Origin of the sequence: Geodermatophilus obscurus DSM 43160 (genome assembly GCF_000025345.1) — a bacterium.
Classification (GTDB): Bacteria; Actinomycetota; Actinomycetes; order Mycobacteriales; family Geodermatophilaceae; genus Geodermatophilus; species Geodermatophilus obscurus.
The window spans coordinates 4620537-4636653 of sequence record NC_013757.1 but is presented as its reverse complement, the minus strand read 5'-3'; the positions used below and the strand labels follow the sequence as shown (position 1 = coordinate 4636653).

Genomic DNA, 16117 nt, shown 5'->3' with positions numbered 1-16117 from the left:
TCCACCCTGCGACGCGGGCCCGGGCGGGAATCGCCCGGGCCCGCGGTGTTCCGGGGCAGCCCGGGCTCGGACGGAGCCCGGCGGGTGGGGCACCATACCCACGGCCCCCCGGGCCCGAGGTCCCGGCGGAGCGGCTGATCCCGCGCGCCGGTGCCATCCGTAGTGACTTCCCGCCCACCGGCGGGTCCACAGCGAGGAGATGCCGGCATGGCCTCAGCAGACTCGCCCGCAGACGGGCACGGAGGGGCTGCGGACGACGTCCCCCTCGCCGTCGAGCTGCGCGGCATCACCAAGCGCTTCCCGGGCGTGGTGGCGAACAGGGACATCGCGCTGCGGGTCCGCCGCGGCGAGGTGCACGCCATCGTGGGCGAGAACGGCGCCGGCAAGTCCACGCTCATGAGGACCCTCTACGGCGAGCACCGTCCCGACGAGGGCCAGATCCTGGTCGACGGCCGGGAGGTGGCCTTCCGCAGCCCGGCCGACGCCATCGCCGCCGGCATCGGCATGGTCCACCAGCACTTCATGCTGGCCGACAACTTCACCGTCCTGGAGAACGTCGTCCTCGGCAGCGAGCCCACGAAGGCCGGCCGGCTGGACCTCGCCGAGGCACGCCGCCGGATCACCGACATCTCCGACCGCTACTCCCTCGGCCTGCGGCCCGACGCCCTCGTGGAGGACCTCGGCGTCGGCGACCGGCAGCGGGTGGAGATCGCGAAGGTGCTCTACCGCGACGCCCGCACGCTGATCCTCGACGAGCCGACCGCCGTCCTGGTCCCGCAGGAGGTCGACGAGCTGTTCGCCAACCTCGCCGAGCTCAAGCGCGAGGGCCTGACGGTCATCTTCATCTCGCACAAGCTCGACGAGGTGCGCCGCGTCGCCGACTCGATCACCGTCATCCGGCGCGGCACCACGGTGGGCACGGCCGACCCGAGGACGACGACGGCCAGGCAGCTGGCCGAGCTGATGGTCGGCGCCGAGCTGCCCTCCCCGGAGGTCCGCACGTCGACCGTGCGCGAGGTCCCGGTGCTGCAGATGGTCGGCGTCACGGTCACCGACGGCGGCCGGCGTCCCGTGGTGGACGACGTCACGCTCACCGTGCGGGAGGGCGAGGTCGTCGGCATCGCCGGCGTCGAGGGCAACGGCCAGGCCGAGCTCGTCGACGCGATCATGGGGCTGCGTCCGCTGGCCGCGGGGTCGGTGCTCCTCGGCGGGGAGGACGTCACCGGCTGGAGCACCCGGGCCCGCCGGGAGGGCGGCGTCGGCTTCATCCCCGAGGACCGGCACCGCCAGGGCATGCTCCTGGACGCCCCGCTGTGGGAGAACCGCATCCTCGGCCACCAGACCCGCCCGCCGGCGGTGCGGGGGCCCTTCATCGACCGCCGCGGCGCCCGGGCCGACACCGCCCGCATCATGCGCGAGTACGACGTCCGCGCCCCCGGGCCGGACACCCTCGCCGTCGCCCTCTCCGGGGGCAACCAGCAGAAGCTGATCGTCGGGCGGGAGATGAGCGCGAAGCCACGCCTGCTGGTCGCCGCCCACCCGACCCGCGGCGTCGACGTCGGCGCCCAGGCGGTGATCTGGGAGCTGCTCAAGGACGCCCGCGCCGAGGGGCTGGGGATCGTGCTCATCTCGGCCGACCTCGACGAGCTGATCGGTCTGTCGGACACGCTGCACGTCATGCTGCGCGGCCGGCTGGTGGCCACCCTGGACCCGCGGCGGGTGACCCCCGAGGAGCTCGGCGGGCACATGACCGGCGCACGGACGACGGCGGGTGCGGCGTGAACGGCCTCGCCCGCCGGCTGGGGCTCTCGCTGCTCGGCCCGGTGTTCGCCGTCCTCGTCGCGCTGGTGATCTCCGCGGTCGTCATCGCGCTCATCGGGGAGGACCCGATCGAGGCGTTCCGGGTGATGGTCGACCTCGGCGACAGCCCCTCGCAGCAGGTGCAGTCGATCGTCGTGGTCCTCAACCGGGCGGTGCCGCTGTTCCTCGCCGGACTCGCCGTGGCCGTCGCCTTCCGGATGGGTCTGTTCAACATCGGCGTCGAGGGCCAGTACCGGATGGCCACCATCCTGGCCGCCGCGGCCGGGGCGGCCGTGGCGCTGCCAGGCCCGCTGCACGTGCTGCTGGTCGTGGTCGTCGCGATGGTGGTCGGCGCCGTGTGGGCCGGCATCGTCGGCGTGCTCAAGGTGACCCGCGGCGTGAGCGAGGTCATCAGCTCGATCATGCTGAACTTCATCGCCCTGGGCCTGGCGTCGTTCCTGCTCACCGGCCCGCTGCGCGGCAGCCCGCCGGGTGCCTCGATCGTCACGACCAGCGAGATCCCCGAGTCCGGCCGGGTGCCGAGCCTCAACGGGCTGCTCACCGCGCTGGGCCTGGCCGCACCGCGCAGCGGCCTCTACGGCTTCCTGGTGGTGGCGGTCGTGGTCGGCGTCGTCGTCGCCGTGCTGCTCCAGCGCACCCGCTTCGGGTTCGACCTGCGCGCCACCGGCCTGTCGCCCTCGGCGGCCACCGCCAGCGGCGTCGACGCCCGCGGCATGGTGGTCAAGACCATGCTCATCTCCGGCGGCATCGCGGGGCTGATCGGCCTACCCGACCTGCTCGGCTCGCAGTACGACTACGGCACCGAGTTCACCGCCGGGCTGGGCTTCCTCGGCATCGCCGTCGCCCTGCTGGGCCGCAGCAGCCCGATCGGCATCGCGCTGGCCGCGCTGCTGTTCGCCTTCCTCGACCGGGCCGCGCTGCCGCTGCAGTTCGCCGACATCCCGTCCTCGGTCGTGACGATCATCCAGGGCACGATCGTGCTCGCCGTCGTCATCGCCAACGAGGTCGCCCGCCGCCTGGCGCTGCGCTCGGCCGAGCGGGCCGGCGCGTCCGCCGGTCCCGGCCCGGACTCGGGCGGGGACGACGGCGCGCCACCGCCTCCCGGCCCGGACGGCGGGCAGCGGGTCCGCACCGGCGCCCCCGAGGACGTGCAGGCATGAGCGCCACGGCAACGACCCGCACCGGCCGGCCCAGCCGCGGCCCCCTGACCGACCTGCTCACCGGCGGCGGCCGGGCCCGGCGGGTGCTCTGGCTGCTTGCCGGCCTGTGGCTGTTGTTCTCGCTGGTCCGGGTCGTCTCGGGGGAGCAGGAGCTCACCTCGTCGTCGACCCTCGCGGCGGCACTGCTGCTCGCCGTCCCCATCGGCCTGGCCGCCCTCGGCGGGCTGTGGTCCGAGCGCGCGGGCGTCGTCAACATCGGCCTCGAGGGGATGATGGTCCTCGGCACCTGGGGCGCCGGGTGGGCGGGCTACCAGTGGGGCTGGGTCGGCGCGGTCCTCGGCGGCGTGGTCTTCGGCGCGGTCGGCGGCCTGCTGCACGCGATCGCCACGGTCACCTTCGGCGTCGACCACGTCGTCTCCGGCGTGGCGATCAACATCCTCGCCGGGGGCGTCGTCCGCTTCCTCTCCGAGCTGCTGTTCACCGAGGACACCGGGGGCGGCCCGACGCAGTCGCCGTCCCTGGCCAGCGACCCGCCGTCCCTGTCGCTGCCGCTGCTGTCCTCCGGGCCGGACCTGCTCGGCGACCTCGAGGGCCGGGGTTGGTTCCTGCTCAGCGACCTGGCCGGCCTGCTGCGCGGGCTGACCAGCGGCGTCGGCCTGCTGACCCTGTTCGCCGTCCTGCTGATCCCGGTGTCCTACCTGCTGCTGTGGCGCACCGCGTTCGGCCTGCGGCTGCGCTCGTGCGGCGAGAACCCGGCCGCCGCGGACTCCTTGGGCGTGCCCGTCTACCGGCTGAAGTACCTCGCCGTCATCGTCTCCGGCGCGCTGGCCGGGCTCGGCGGCGTCTTCCTGGTGTTCGTCGCCGGCATCTACCGCGAGGGGCAGACCGGCGGCCGCGGCTTCATCGGCCTGGCCGCGCTGATCTTCGGCAACTGGCGGCCCGGGGGGCTGGCGGCCGGCGCGGGCCTGTTCGGCTTCGCCGACGCCCTGCAGCTGCGCAGCCAGACCGCGGTGGTGGCCCTGCTGCTGCTCATCGCGGTCCTGCTGGCCGGCGTCGCGGTCCACCAGGCGGTGCGCCGCAAGCCGGTGCAGGCGGTGCTGGCCGGGGCCGTGGCCGTCGCCGCGCTGGTCGGCTTCCTGACCATCGACCGGCTGCCCGAGGGCATCGTCTTCTTCACCCCGCACCTGACCACGCTGCTGGTGCTGTCGCTGGCCTCCCAACGGCTGCGGATGCCGAAGGCCGACGGGTTGGTCTACCGACGAGGAGAGCACTAGTGGCCGAACCGGACTGGGAGGCGCTGCGCGGTGCCGCCCGGGAGGCGATGACGCACGCCTACGCGCCGTACTCGCGGTTCCCGGTGGGCGTCGCCGGGCTGGTGGACGACGGCCGCGTGGTCACCGGCTGCAACGTGGAGAACGCCAGCTACGGGCTGGGCCTGTGCGCCGAGTGCGGGATGGTCAGCGACCTCGCCCGCACCGGCGGCGGCCGGCTGGTCGCGGTGGCCTGCGTCGGCGGCGACGGGCAGCCGCTCATGCCCTGCGGGCGGTGCCGGCAGCTGCTGTGGGAGCACGGCGGCCCGGAGATGCTCATCGAGACGGTGTCGCTGGGGATCGTGCCGATGCGCGAGGTGCTGCCCGACGCCTTCGGGCCCGACGACCTGGAGAGGGCGGCCGGGCGGTGACCTTCGACGCGATCGACGTCATCCGCACCAAGCGGGACGGCGGGCGGCTGAGCGCCGAGCAGATCCGCTGGGTGATCGACGCCTACACCCGCGGCGTCGTGCCCGACGAGCAGGTCAGCGCGCTGCTCATGGCGGTGTTCTTCCGCGGCATGGCGCCCGAGGAGCTCGCCGTCTGGACGCAGGCGATGATCGACTCCGGCGAGCGCAAGGACCTGTCCCCGCTCGGCCGGCCGACCGCCGACAAGCACTCGACCGGCGGCGTCGGCGACAAGACCACGCTGCCGCTCGCGCCGCTGGTCGCCGCCTGCGGCGTCGCGGTGCCGCAGCTGTCCGGGCGGGGCCTGGGCCACACCGGCGGCACCCTGGACAAGCTCGAGTCGATCCCCGGCTGGCGGGCCGACGTCCACGAGGAGGCCTACCTGGCGCAGCTGCGCGAGGTGGGCGCGGTCATCTGCGCGGCCGGCAACGACCTGGCGCCGGCGGACAAGAAGCTGTACGCGCTGCGCGACGTCACCGGCACCGTCGAGTCGATCCCGCTGATCGCCAGCTCGATCATGAGCAAGAAGATCGCCGAGGGTGCCGACGCCCTGGTGCTCGACGTGAAGACCGGGTCGGGCGCGTTCATGAAGGACCCCGAGGCATCCCGCGAGCTGGCCCGCACCATGGTCGGCCTCGGTGAGGCGGCCGGCGTGCACACGGTCGCGCTGGTGACCGCGATGGACCGGCCGCTGGGTCGCGCCGCCGGCAACGCCGTCGAGGTGGCCGAGTCGGTGGAGGTGCTCGCCGGCGGTGGCCCGGCCGACGTCGTCGAGCTGACCCTGGCGCTGGCCCGCGAGATGCTGGCCGGCGTCGGGCGGGGCGACGTCGACCCGGCCGAGGCCCTCCGCGACGGGCGGGCCATGGACGTCTGGCGGCGGATGATCAGCGCGCAGGGCGGCGACCCCGACGCGCCGCTGCCGCACCCGGCCGAGAAGCACGTGGTGGTCGCTCCGGCCACCGGCACGCTGACCCGGCTGGACGCCTACGCCTTCGGCGTGGCCGCCTGGCGGCTGGGTGCGGGGCGGGCGCGCAAGGAGGACCCGGTGTCCGCGGCGGCCGGTGTCACCTGGACCGCCGGGGTGGGCGAGCAGGTGGTGGCCGGTCAGCCGCTGCTGGAGCTGCACACCGACGACCCGGACCGCATCCCGCGGGCGCTGGAGGCGCTGGAGGGCGCGGTCGGCGTCGACACCGGTGAGCAGCCCCTGCCGCTGCTGCTGGACCGCATCACGGCCTGAGCGCCCCACCCCGTCCCGTGAGATCTGCACAGTGGTGGCCTCCCGCCTCCTGATGGCCGCCACTGTGCAGATCTCGTTGCGACGGGCAGGGGCTGCAGGTCGGGGACGGCCGTTGGCCGCGGTGCGGCCCGGAGGGCCGCGATGACGAGGTGGGAGACTGTGTCCCCGTGACGAGTCCGTCCGCGCCCGTGGTGGCCGACAACCGGCCCCAGCCGGGCGACCCGCTGGACCCGGACGCCGCCATCTCCGTCCGCGGCCTGGTGAAGCGCTACGGCGACCGCGCCGCCGTCGACGGCCTGGACCTCGACATCCGGCGCGGCGAAATCTTCGCGCTGCTGGGTCCCAACGGCGCCGGCAAGACCACCACCGTCGAGGTGCTGGAGGGCTACCGGAAGCGGGACGGCGGCGACGTGCGCGTCCTCGGCGTCGACCCGGCCCGGGGCGGACGGCGCTGGAAGGCGCAGCTGGGCATCGTGCTGCAGTCCGGCGCGGGGGACAGCCAGCTGTCGGTCCGCGAGCTGCTGAGGGCGCGGGCGTCCTACTACGCCGAGCCGCGCGACCCCGGCGAGGTGCTGGAGCTGGTCGGGCTCACCGACAAGGCGGGCGCCCGCGCCCGCACCCTGTCCGGCGGCCAGCGCCGACGGCTGGACGTGGCGCTGGGCATCGTCGGCCGGCCGCGGCTGCTCTTCCTCGACGAGCCGACCACCGGCTTCGACCCCGAGGCGAGGCGGCAGTTCTGGGCGCTGATCCGCTCGCTGCGCGACCTGGGCACCACGATGCTGCTCACCACGCACTACCTCGACGAGGCCGAGGCGCTGGCCGACCGGGTCGGCGTCCTCGCCCGCGGCCAGCTCGCCGAGGTCGCCGTCCCCGCCGCACTGGGCGGGCGGGGCACCGCACCCGCCGTCGTCCGCTGGACCGAGGACGGCGTCCGGCGCACCGCCGAGACCGCGACGCCGACCGCGTTCGTGCGGGAGCTGGCCGCCCGCTTCCCCGGCGAGGTGCCCGACCTGACCGTCGCCCGGCCCACGCTCGAGGACGTCTACCTGAAGATGATCGGGGACAACTCGTGACCACCGCCGCCCCGGAGCGGACCGCGCTGCCCCCGCTCGGCCGGGTCTGCCTCACCCGCGCCGGCGTCGAGCTTAAGGAGTTCTTCCGGCAGCGGGAGTCGGTGGTCTTCACCCTCGTCTTCCCGGTCATCCTGCTGCTGGGCCTGGGCGCGGTGCTCGACTACGACCTCGGCACCGGCGTCGACTTCCCGCAGTACTTCATGGCCGGGGTGATCACCGCCGGCATCGTCGGCGCCAGCCTGCAGAACATGGCGATCCACATCGCCGGCGAGCGCTCCGACGGCACGCTCAAGAGCCTCCGCGGCACGCCGATGCCGGCCAGCGCCTACTTCGCCGGCAAGGTCGTGCAGGTGCTCGCGGTGGCGGTCGCGACCATCGCGCTGCTGCTGCTGGTCGGCGTCCTCGTGTACGGCATCGACCTGCCCTCGGGCGCCGACTGGCTGACCTTCACCTGGGTGTCGGTGCTCGGCGCCGCGGCGTGCACCCTGCTGGGCATCGTGGTGTCGACGCTGGCCCGCAACGGCCGGTCGGCGTCGGCGACGGTCACCCCGATCGCGCTGGTCCTCGAGTTCGTCTCCGGCGTCTTCCTGCCCTTCGACCAGGTGCCCGGCTGGCTGCAGGACGTGGCCGCGGTCTTCCCGGTGAAGTGGCTGGCCCAGGGACTGCGCTCGGTGTTCCTCCCCGACGCGCTGGCGGCCCGGGAGCCGGCCGGGTCGTGGGAGCTCGGCACCGTCGCGCTGGTGCTCGGCCTGTGGTGCGTGGCCGGACTCGTGCTCTGCGCGGCGACCTTCCGCTGGCAGGACCGCGAGGGCTGACTCCCCGGCTCAAGCGGGCGGGCTCCGCTGACGAGAATGGGGAGGTGCCCGCACCGCTGAACGCCGACTCGATCCGCCGCGCGCCGAAGGTCCTGCTGCACGACCACCTGGACGGCGGGCTGCGGCCGCAGACGGTGCTCGAGCTCGCCGACGAGGCCGGCTACCGGGACCTCCCGGCGGACGACGCCGACGAGCTGGGTCGCTGGTTCCGGCAGGCCGCCGACTCCGGCTCGCTGGTGCGCTACCTGGAGACCTTCGCGCACACCGTCGCGGTGATGCAGCGGCCCGAGGCGGTCGCCCGGGTGGCCCACGAGTGCGCCCTCGACCTGGCCGCCGACGGCGTCGTGTACGCCGAGGTCCGCATGGCGCCCGAGTTGCTGACGGCGCAGGGCACCCCGATCGAGGAGGCCGTCGAGGCCATCCTCGACGGGTTCGCCAAGGGCGGCGCGGAGGCCGCCGCGGCGGGCACGCCGATCACGGTCGGCACGCTGCTGTGCGCCATGCGGCAGAACGACCGCTGGGACGAGGTCGCCGGCCTGGTGGTCCGCCACCGCGACGCCGGGGTGGCCGGCTTCGACCTGGCCGGCCCGGAGATCGGCTTCCCGCCCGACCGGCACCCGTCGGCCATCGCGCTGCTGGACCGTGCCGGGGCGCACCGCACCGTGCACGCCGGCGAGGCGGCCGGCATCGACAGCATCGTCGCCGCGCTGGACGGCGCCCGCGCCGAGCGGCTCGGCCACGGGGTGCGCATCGCCGACGAGGTCGCCGGGGACGGCACCCTCGGGCCGGTGGCGCAGCGGGTGCTCGACCGGCAGGTGCCGCTCGAGGTCGCGCCGTCGTCCAACGTGCAGACCGGCGCCTACCCGTCGCTGGCCGAGCACCCGGTCGACCGGCTGCACCGGCTGGGCTTCGCGGTCACCGTCAACACCGACAACCGGCTGATGAGCGGCGTCTCGGTCACCAGCGAGCTCACTGACGTGGCCGGCACCTTCGGCTGGGGCTGGGACGACGTCCGGACGGTGACCGAGCGGGCGCTCGCCGCCGCGTTCCTGCCCGACGACGAGCGGGCCCGGCTGCTGGCCGACGTCGTCCGCCCGGGGTACGCGGCGCTGCGCGGCTGAGCGTGGCGGGGGCCACCTCCGTCGCGGGAATCCCGGCTCGACCTGCGCTGCTACGGTAGGTGTACCGGCAGTCGCCGGTCATCCTCTCCGGACGGTCCGTCCGGGCAGAAGCGCATCCGTGCAGATCCGCAGCGTCTCCTGACGTCGTGATCGCCAGTGAGGACGCCGATCGACGGTGTCCGCGCACCACCACGGGACGCGCGCCGAGAAGCATCGGAGTCCCACACCCGCATGACCACGTTCGACACTGTCGACGTCCAGACCACCCCTGAGATCGCCGAGGTCGAGGTGCCCGCCGAGCCGAGCGGCCCGACCTTCGCCCAGCTGGGCCTGCCCCAGCAGCTGGTGACCGCGCTCGAGCGGCGCGGCATCCGGCACCCCTTCGCCATCCAGGCCTCCGCCCTGCCCGACGCCCTCGCCGGGCGCGACGTGCTGGGCAAGGCCGCCACCGGCTCGGGCAAGACGCTGGCCTTCGGCCTGCCGATGCTCGCCCGCCTGGGCGAGACCGCCCGGCGGGGCCCGCGTGCCCCGCGCGCGCTGGTGCTCGTGCCGACCCGCGAGCTGGCCCAGCAGGTGTTCGACAACCTCGCACCCCTGGGCCAGTCGATCGGCGTCCAGCTGACCACCGTCTACGGCGGTGCCTCGATGTACCGGCAGATCCAGCAGCTGCGCCGTGGCGTGGACGCCGTCATCGCCACCCCCGGCCGGCTGCAGGACCTCATCAGCCAGGGCGAGGTCACCCTCGACGAAGTCTCCGTGACCGTCATCGACGAGGCCGACTTCATGTCCGACCTGGGCTTCCTGCCGGTCGTGCAGGAGCTGCTCGACCAGACCCGCCCCGACGCCCAGCGGCTGCTGTTCTCGGCCACGCTGGACGGCGAGGTGGACACCCTGGTGCGCCGCTACCTGAAGGACCCGGCCCGGCACGAGGTCAAGCGCGCCGGGGACGACGCCCCGCCGGCCGAGCACCTGGCCTACAGCCTCGCCTTCCGGGACAAGGTGCCGGTGACCGAGCAGCTGGCCGCCCGGCCGGGCCGCACGCTCATCTTCGTGCGCACCCAGCTCGGCGCCGACCGGCTCGCCGGCAACCTGCAGGCCGCCGGCATCAAGGCCGAGGCAATCCACGGCGGGCTGCCGCAGGGCGCCCGCCGCCGGGCGCTGGAGGAGTTCACCGACGCCCGCAGCCCGGTGCTGGTCGCCACCGACGTCGCCGCCCGCGGCATCCACGTCGACGACGTCTCGCTGGTGCTGCACTACGACCCGCCGGCGGACCACAAGACCTACCTGCACCGTTCGGGCCGCACCGCCCGCGCCGGCGCCGGCGGCGTGGTCGTCTCGCTGCTGCTGCCCGACCAGGTGGGCCAGGCCAAGCGCCGGTTCCGCCAGGCCAAGATCGAGCCGGAGGTCTCCCGGGTCCGTCCGGGCGACGCCCCGATCGCCGAGCTCATCGCCAGCGGCGTGCACGTCGAGCCGGTGGAGCGCCCGGTGCGCGAGTCCCGGCGTCCCTCCGGTGGGCACGGCGGTCCCGGTGGCCGGCGTCCCCGCCGGGACGGCGAGCGTCCGCGCCGCGACGGTGACCGGCCGCGCCGTCCCCACGGGGAGCGGCCGCGCCGGGACGGCGACCGTCCGGCGTTCGGCGAGCGGCCGTACGGCGAGCGTTCCCGCGGGAACGGCGACCGTCCGTACGGCGAGCGCGGCGAGCGTCGTCCCAGCCAGTACCGCGGTCAGGGCCGGCGGCCCGAGCGGTCGGCGGACTGAGGAAGGACCCTCCTGCAGGGTCACGAACGGCAGCGGCCGGTCCCGGATCCCCGGGACCGGCCGCTGCCGTTCGTGGTGGGTGTCTCGGCCGCCTCGCCCCCCATCGCTGTTGATCATGGGGTTGTCGCTCGCGGACGCGCCGCCGCCGGTGTGCCCGGCAGCAACAACCCCATGACCAACTCAGGGGCGGGGCGAGCGGTGGGGGCAGGGGGTCCTTCCTCAGTCGCGGAAGACCAGCGCCCCGCTGACCTCGGTGACGACCTGGTCCCAGGCCGGGCGCAGGACGGCGGCGTCCTCGGCGCGCAGCGGGGCGTCGGGCTGCCGCTCCCCGCGCGCCACCGCCTGGCCGAGCGGCGCGTCCGGGCGCAGCAGCTCGTCCACGCGGGTGAGCCCGGCGTACTCGGCGACGTCGCGGACGCCGTCGATCTGCTGGGCGAGGACGCGGTGGTCGACCAGCCCGGCCGCGCCGCCGGCGACCTCTGCCAGCACCTCGGTGAGCTCGGTGAGGTCGTAGCGGTCCTGGTCGGCCGGCAGCGGCGGGGTGTCGGTGTCGGCGACCTCCGGCCAGGAGGCGATCTCGGTGAGGTCGTGGGCCTCGTCCCCGCGGCAGAAGCGGGTGAGGTCGGCGGGGGAGGGGAACAGGAACACCTCGCCGTCCCGGCCGAGGAAGCGGGCCCGGTCGTCGACGTAGCAGCGCAGCGTGACGCCGGAGCCCTCCGGCACGACCACCTCCACCGGCAGGATGCCGACGGCCTCCCAGAACTCGGCGGCCTTGGCGACCTCCGCCGGCGGGGCGGCGATCCGGCCGGGACGGGCGATGGTGCTGACGCCGGCCGCTGCCGCCGAGGCCGCGGTCGAGCCGCCGGCCGGGCGCGTTGCGGGGGCGGCGTCCTCGGTGTCGTCGGCCTCGTCGTCGAACTCGTCGTCCTCGTCGTCGGCCTCGGCCGCCGAGGGGTAGTCCTCGATGGCGACCGTGCCCCCGCCGGTCCAGTCCAGGTGCGCGCCCAGCTCCTCGAGGACGTCCTCCCACAGGTCGTCGAGGGCTCCGCCGACACCCACCCAGGCGTCCTCGCCGGAGCGGCCGAGGAAGGCCTCGACGCCGAGCCCGAGCGACCCGACCTCCGGCCGGGAGACCAGCTCGGCGAGCGCGCCGAACTCCCCGCCGCGGGTCGCGTCCCCGCCCGACCGGCGCTCCAGCTCGATGTCGTCGTCGACGTCCGGGTCGTCGTCCGGGTCGGTCAGCTCGTCATCGCCGGTGTCGAGGCACTCGGCCAGCCGGGTGACGATGTCGATGGTCGCGGCCAGCTCCTCGACCGCCCACCGGTCGGGGTTCTCGGCGGCGATGTCGTAGACGCCGTCGAGGTCGTAGCGGTGGTCGTCGTCGGGCGTCAGGTCGGCCGCACCCAGCCCGACCACGACCGGCCAGACCGGGTGGTCGGCGAGGTCGTGGTCGGTGCGGGTGCGGCAGAAGGCGGCCAGCGCCGCGGGCGTCGGGAAGAGGTGCACGCGGGCCCGGTCGTCCTCGGACGTGCCGAGGAACGCCTGCCACTCCTCGCCGTCCTCCTCCCACGGCGGGGCCCACAGGGTGAAGCCGGTGCGGTCGTCGACGGTGAGGGCGATGGGGACGATGCTGGGCCGGGCCACGGGCCCCATCCTGCCGGGTGCGCTCCCTCCCGCGCGCTCGGGATCTACAGGCCCATCGGGTGCCAGACGGTCTTGGTCTCCAGGAACGGCGTCAGCCGGGACAGGCCCGGGTCGGCCGACCAGTCCGGCTCCTCGGCGGGCGGCCGCACGACCCGCTTGATGCTGCCGGCGGCGAGGCGCTCGAGCTCCATGGCGCGGTCGGCCGGGGCCCCGGTGAGGTCGACGGCGTCGACGTCGTCGTGCTCGGCCAGCCACGGGCCGAGCTCGCCGGCGTCCCCGGTGAGCAGGTTGACCGCCCCACCCGGGACGTCGCTGGTGGCCAGCACCTCGCCGAGGGTGACGGCCGGCAGCGGCCGGGCGTGCGACGTGACGACGACGGCGGTGTTGCCGCCGGCCAGCACGGGGGCGAGCACGCTGACCAGGCCCAGCAGCGAGGAGCGCTGCGGCGCCAGGACGGCGACGACGCCGGCCGGCTCGGGCAGCGAGAAGTCGAAGTACGGCCCGGCGACCGGGTTGGCCCCACCGAGGACGGCGCCCAGCTTGTCCGTCCACCCGGCGTACCAGACCCAGCGGTCGATGGCGGCGTCGACGGCGGCCCGCGCCCGCGATGTCGAGAGGCCCTCGCCGGCGGCGACCTCCTCGCAGAACTGGGCGTGCCGCCCCTCCATCACCTCGGCGACCCGGTAGAGCACCTGGCCGCGGTTGTAGGCGGTGGCGCCCGACCACTTCGCGAAGGTGGCGCGGGCGGCGACGACGGCGTCCCGGGCGTCCTTGCGGGAGGCCTGCGCGGCGTTGGCGAGGAAGCCGCCCCTGGCGTCGGTGACCTCGTAGGTGCGGCCGGACTCCGAGCGCGGGAACGCGCCGTTCACGTAGAGCTTGTACGTCTTGCGGACGGCGAGCCGGTCACTCACTGGACCCCCTCCAGGTACGCGGCGAGCCCGTGCCGGCCGCCCTCGCGGCCGTAGCCGGACTGCTTGTACCCGCCGAACGGCGACGTCGGGTCGAACTTGTTGAAGGTGTTGGCCCAGACCACGCCGGCGCGCAGCCGGTCGGCGATCGCGAGGATCCGCGAGCCCTTCTCGGTCCAGATGCCGGCCGAGAGCCCGTAGGTGGTGTTGTTCGCCTTGGCGACGGCCTCGTCGGGCGTGCGGAAGGTGAGCACCGAGAGGACCGGCCCGAACACCTCGTCGCGGGCGATGCGGTGCGCGGGGGAGACGTCGGTGAAGACGGTCGGCGGGAACCAGAAGCCGCGCTCGGGCAGCTCGCAGGCCGGCTGCCAGCGGTTCGCGCCCTCGGCCTCGCCGATCTCGGACAGCTCCCGGATGCGGGCCAGCTGCTCCGCGGAGTTGATCGCGCCGATGTCGGTGTTCTTGTCGAGCGGGTCGCCGAGGCGCAGGGTGCCGATGCGCCGCTGCAGCGAGGCGATGACCTCGTCGTGGACGTTCTCCTGCACCAGCAGCCGGCTGCCGGCGCAGCAGACGTGGCCCTGGTTGGAGAAGATGCCCTGCACGATGCCCTCGACGGCCTGGTCGATCGGGGCGTCGTCGAAGACGATGTTGGCCGCCTTGCCGCCGAGCTCCAGGGTGAGCTTCTTGCGGGTGCCGGCGACCGCGCGGGCGATGGAGCGGCCCACCTCCGTCGACCCGGTGAACGCGACCTTGTCGACGTCCTCGTGCTCGACGACGGCCCGACCGGTCTCGCCGGCCCCGGTCACGATGTTGACGACGCCCGGTGGCAGGTCGGCCTGGCGGCAGACCTCCGCGAACAGCAGTGCGGTCAGCGGCGTGGTCTCGGCCGGCTTGAGGACGACGGTGTTGCCGGTGGCCAGCGCCGGGGCGACCTTCCACGCCAGCATCAGCAGCGGGAAGTTCCACGGGATGACCTGGCCGGCCACGCCCAGCGGCTTCGGGCCGGGGCCCAGGCCCGCCCAGTCCAGCTTGTCGGCCCATCCCGCGTGGTAGAAGAAGTGCGCCGCCGCCAGGGGGACGTCGACGTCGCGGGACTCCCGGATCGGCTTGCCGTTGTCCAGCGACTCCAGGACGGCGAACTCCCGCGCCCGCTCCTGCAGCAGCCGGGCGATGCGGAACAGGTACTTGCCGCGGTCGGCCGGGCGCATCGGCCCCCACACGCGGGTGAACGCGCGACGGGCGGCGCGGACGGCGCGGTCGACGTCGGCGTCGGTGGCCGAGGCGACCTCGGAGAGGACCTCCTCGGTGGCCGGGTTGATCGTCGTGAAGGGCGCGCCGGACCCGTCGACGAACTCGCCGTCGACGAACAGGCCGTAGGACGGCGCGACGTCGACGACGGACCGCGACTCGGGGGCGGGGGCGTACTCGAACAGTCGTGTCATCAGTCGACGCTCACGTGGTCGGGGCCGGAGTAGTGGCCGGTGCGCAGCTTCTGCCGCTGCAGGAGCAGGTCGTTGAGCAGGCTGGAGGCGCCGAAGCGGAACCAGTCGGGGGAGAGCCAGTCGGGGCCGGCGACCTCGTTCACCAGCACGAGGTGCTTGATCGCGTCCTTCGTCGTCCGGATGCCACCGGCGGGCTTGACGCCGACCTGCCGGCCGGTGGCGGCGCGGAGGTCGCGGACCGCCTCCAGCATCACCAGGCAGACCGGCAGGGTGGCCGCGGGGGAGACCTTGCCGGTGGAGGTCTTGATGAAGTCGCCGCCGGCGAGCATCGCCAGCCAGGAGGCGCGGCGGACGTTGTCCAGGGTGACCAGCTCGCCGGTCTCGAGGATGACCTTGAGGTGGGCGGGGGCGGCGCCGTCAGGCCGGGAACACGCCTCCTTGACGGCCACGATCTCGTCGTAGACGTCCAGGTACCGGCCGGTGAGGAAGGCGCCGCGGTCGATGACCATGTCGATCTCGTCGGCGCCGTTGGCCACGGCGTCGCGGACGTCGGCCAGCTTGACCGCCCGGCTGGCCCGGCCGCTGGGGAAGGCGGTGGCGACGGCGGCGACGGAGATGCCCGTTCCGGTCAGGGCCTCCTTCGCGACGCCGGCCAGGTCGCCGTAGACGCAGACCGCCGCGACCGGCGGGGTCGTCGGGTCACCCGGGTCGGGGCGGCGGGCCTTGGCGGCCAGGCTGCGGACCTTGCCCGGGGTGTCGGCGCCCTCGAGCGTGGTGAGGTCGACCATCGAGATGGCGGTGTCGATCGCCCAGGCCTTGGCGGTGGTCTTGATCGACCGGGCGCCGAGGACGGCGACCCGCGACTCCGCGCCGACCTGGTCCACGCCCGGCAGGCCGTGCAGGAAGGCCCGGAAGGCGGCGTCGGAACGGGTCACGTCGCGGTACGGCGCCAGGGGCTCGCGCCGCGGCGGGTTCGCCGCCGCCGGCGGGTCGGGGTCGAGCACGTGGGTCATGTGCGCATTCTCCCTCGCGTGTCCGGCGCCCCCGCGCCCCGCACACCCGTGCGGGTGGGGGCCGACCGGAGGCGCAGCATGCTGCGCGCGCCGCGCTGGAACTCGTAGGGGACGTCCTGGACCCGCACCTGCACGCCCGCACCGCCCAGCTCCGCCACCACGGAGGCGAGCAGGTCGGGCAGGGCCCGGCCGGCCTGGTCGACCAGTGGGTAGACGCGCACCTCGGTGCCCACGCGGGCCATCTCGCGCAGGGCGGCGACGTGGAACCCGGCGTCGAGCCGGTCGGCGTAGGTGAACAGCAGGTGCGAGGAGAGGCGTCGAGGCGGGCGACCAACTCGCGCGGTCGGCTCGCGTAGATGGGGTCCACCGCGAACGCGTCCGCGCCGCGGGCCCGGGCCGCCGCGGTG

Annotated in this window: 14 protein-coding genes; 9 read left to right on the top strand and 5 right to left on the bottom strand. The window is 74.8% G+C overall.

Features of this window, described 5'->3' with window-relative positions:
* The first annotated feature begins 207 nt into the window (after positions 1–207).
* The 9 genes from GOBS_RS21540 (at position 208) to GOBS_RS21500 (ending at position 10703) form a co-directional block, all read left to right on the top strand.
* On the top strand, positions 208–1782 hold the full coding sequence (locus tag GOBS_RS21540) for an ABC transporter ATP-binding protein (protein ID WP_012950382.1): 1575 nt from the start codon (positions 208–210) through the stop codon (positions 1780–1782).
* Complete coding sequence (locus GOBS_RS21535; protein WP_012950381.1) at positions 1779–2981, top strand: ABC transporter permease; 1203 nt, start codon at positions 1779–1781, stop codon at positions 2979–2981. The genes GOBS_RS21540 and GOBS_RS21535 overlap by 4 nt, the downstream gene beginning before the upstream one ends.
* Positions 2978–4255, top strand: a complete 1278-nt coding sequence (locus GOBS_RS21530) for an ABC transporter permease (RefSeq protein ID WP_012950380.1) — start codon at positions 2978–2980, stop codon at positions 4253–4255. Before GOBS_RS21535 ends, GOBS_RS21530 begins: the two co-directional genes overlap by 4 nt.
* Positions 4255–4662: a cytidine deaminase gene (locus GOBS_RS21525; RefSeq protein WP_012950379.1), complete on the top strand. Its 408-nt coding sequence runs from the start codon at positions 4255–4257 to the stop codon at positions 4660–4662. The genes GOBS_RS21530 and GOBS_RS21525 overlap by 1 nt, the downstream gene beginning before the upstream one ends.
* A complete protein-coding gene (locus tag GOBS_RS21520; protein ID WP_012950378.1) occupies positions 4659–5936 on the top strand; it encodes a thymidine phosphorylase in 1278 nt (425 codons plus the stop codon). The genes GOBS_RS21525 and GOBS_RS21520 overlap by 4 nt, the downstream gene beginning before the upstream one ends.
* A 167-nt stretch (positions 5937–6103) precedes the next feature.
* A complete protein-coding gene (locus GOBS_RS21515) occupies positions 6104–7009 on the top strand; it encodes an ABC transporter ATP-binding protein (RefSeq protein ID WP_012950377.1) in 906 nt (301 codons plus the stop codon).
* Entirely contained in the window at positions 7006–7824 is an 819-nt protein-coding gene (locus GOBS_RS21510) for an ABC transporter permease (RefSeq protein WP_012950376.1), read from the top strand. The genes GOBS_RS21515 and GOBS_RS21510 overlap by 4 nt, the downstream gene beginning before the upstream one ends.
* 44 nt (positions 7825–7868) lie before the next feature.
* Complete coding sequence (locus GOBS_RS21505; protein WP_012950375.1) at positions 7869–8945, top strand: adenosine deaminase; 1077 nt, start codon at positions 7869–7871, stop codon at positions 8943–8945.
* Between the two features lie 231 nt (positions 8946–9176).
* The gene (locus tag GOBS_RS21500; protein WP_012950374.1) at positions 9177–10703 is read left to right on the top strand and encodes a DEAD/DEAH box helicase; all 1527 of its coding nucleotides are present in this window, start codon (positions 9177–9179) and stop codon (positions 10701–10703) included.
* 219 nt (positions 10704–10922) lie between these two features.
* On the opposite strand, the gene GOBS_RS21495 is transcribed toward GOBS_RS21500, so the two are convergent.
* The 5 genes from GOBS_RS21495 to GOBS_RS28325 are packed head-to-tail and all read right to left on the bottom strand — an operon-like array spanning position 10923 to position 15952.
* Positions 10923–12356, bottom strand: coding sequence for a hypothetical protein (locus tag GOBS_RS21495; protein ID WP_243697565.1), 1434 nt, complete (start codon positions 12354–12356; stop codon positions 10923–10925).
* Positions 12357–12391: 35 nt separating this feature from the next.
* Positions 12392–13258, bottom strand: a complete 867-nt coding sequence (locus GOBS_RS21490; protein WP_012950372.1) for an aldehyde dehydrogenase family protein — start codon at positions 13256–13258, stop codon at positions 12392–12394.
* Positions 13255–14697, bottom strand: coding sequence for an aldehyde dehydrogenase family protein (locus GOBS_RS21485; protein WP_012950371.1), 1443 nt, complete (start codon positions 14695–14697; stop codon positions 13255–13257). The genes GOBS_RS21490 and GOBS_RS21485 overlap by 4 nt, the downstream gene beginning before the upstream one ends.
* Entirely contained in the window at positions 14697–15710 is a 1014-nt protein-coding gene (gene deoC, locus GOBS_RS21480) for a deoxyribose-phosphate aldolase (RefSeq protein ID WP_012950370.1), read from the bottom strand. The genes GOBS_RS21485 and deoC overlap by 1 nt, the downstream gene beginning before the upstream one ends.
* Complete coding sequence (locus GOBS_RS28325) at positions 15707–15952, bottom strand: hypothetical protein (protein ID WP_012950369.1); 246 nt, start codon at positions 15950–15952, stop codon at positions 15707–15709. The genes deoC and GOBS_RS28325 overlap by 4 nt, the downstream gene beginning before the upstream one ends.
* Between the last annotated feature and the right edge of the window lie 165 nt (positions 15953–16117).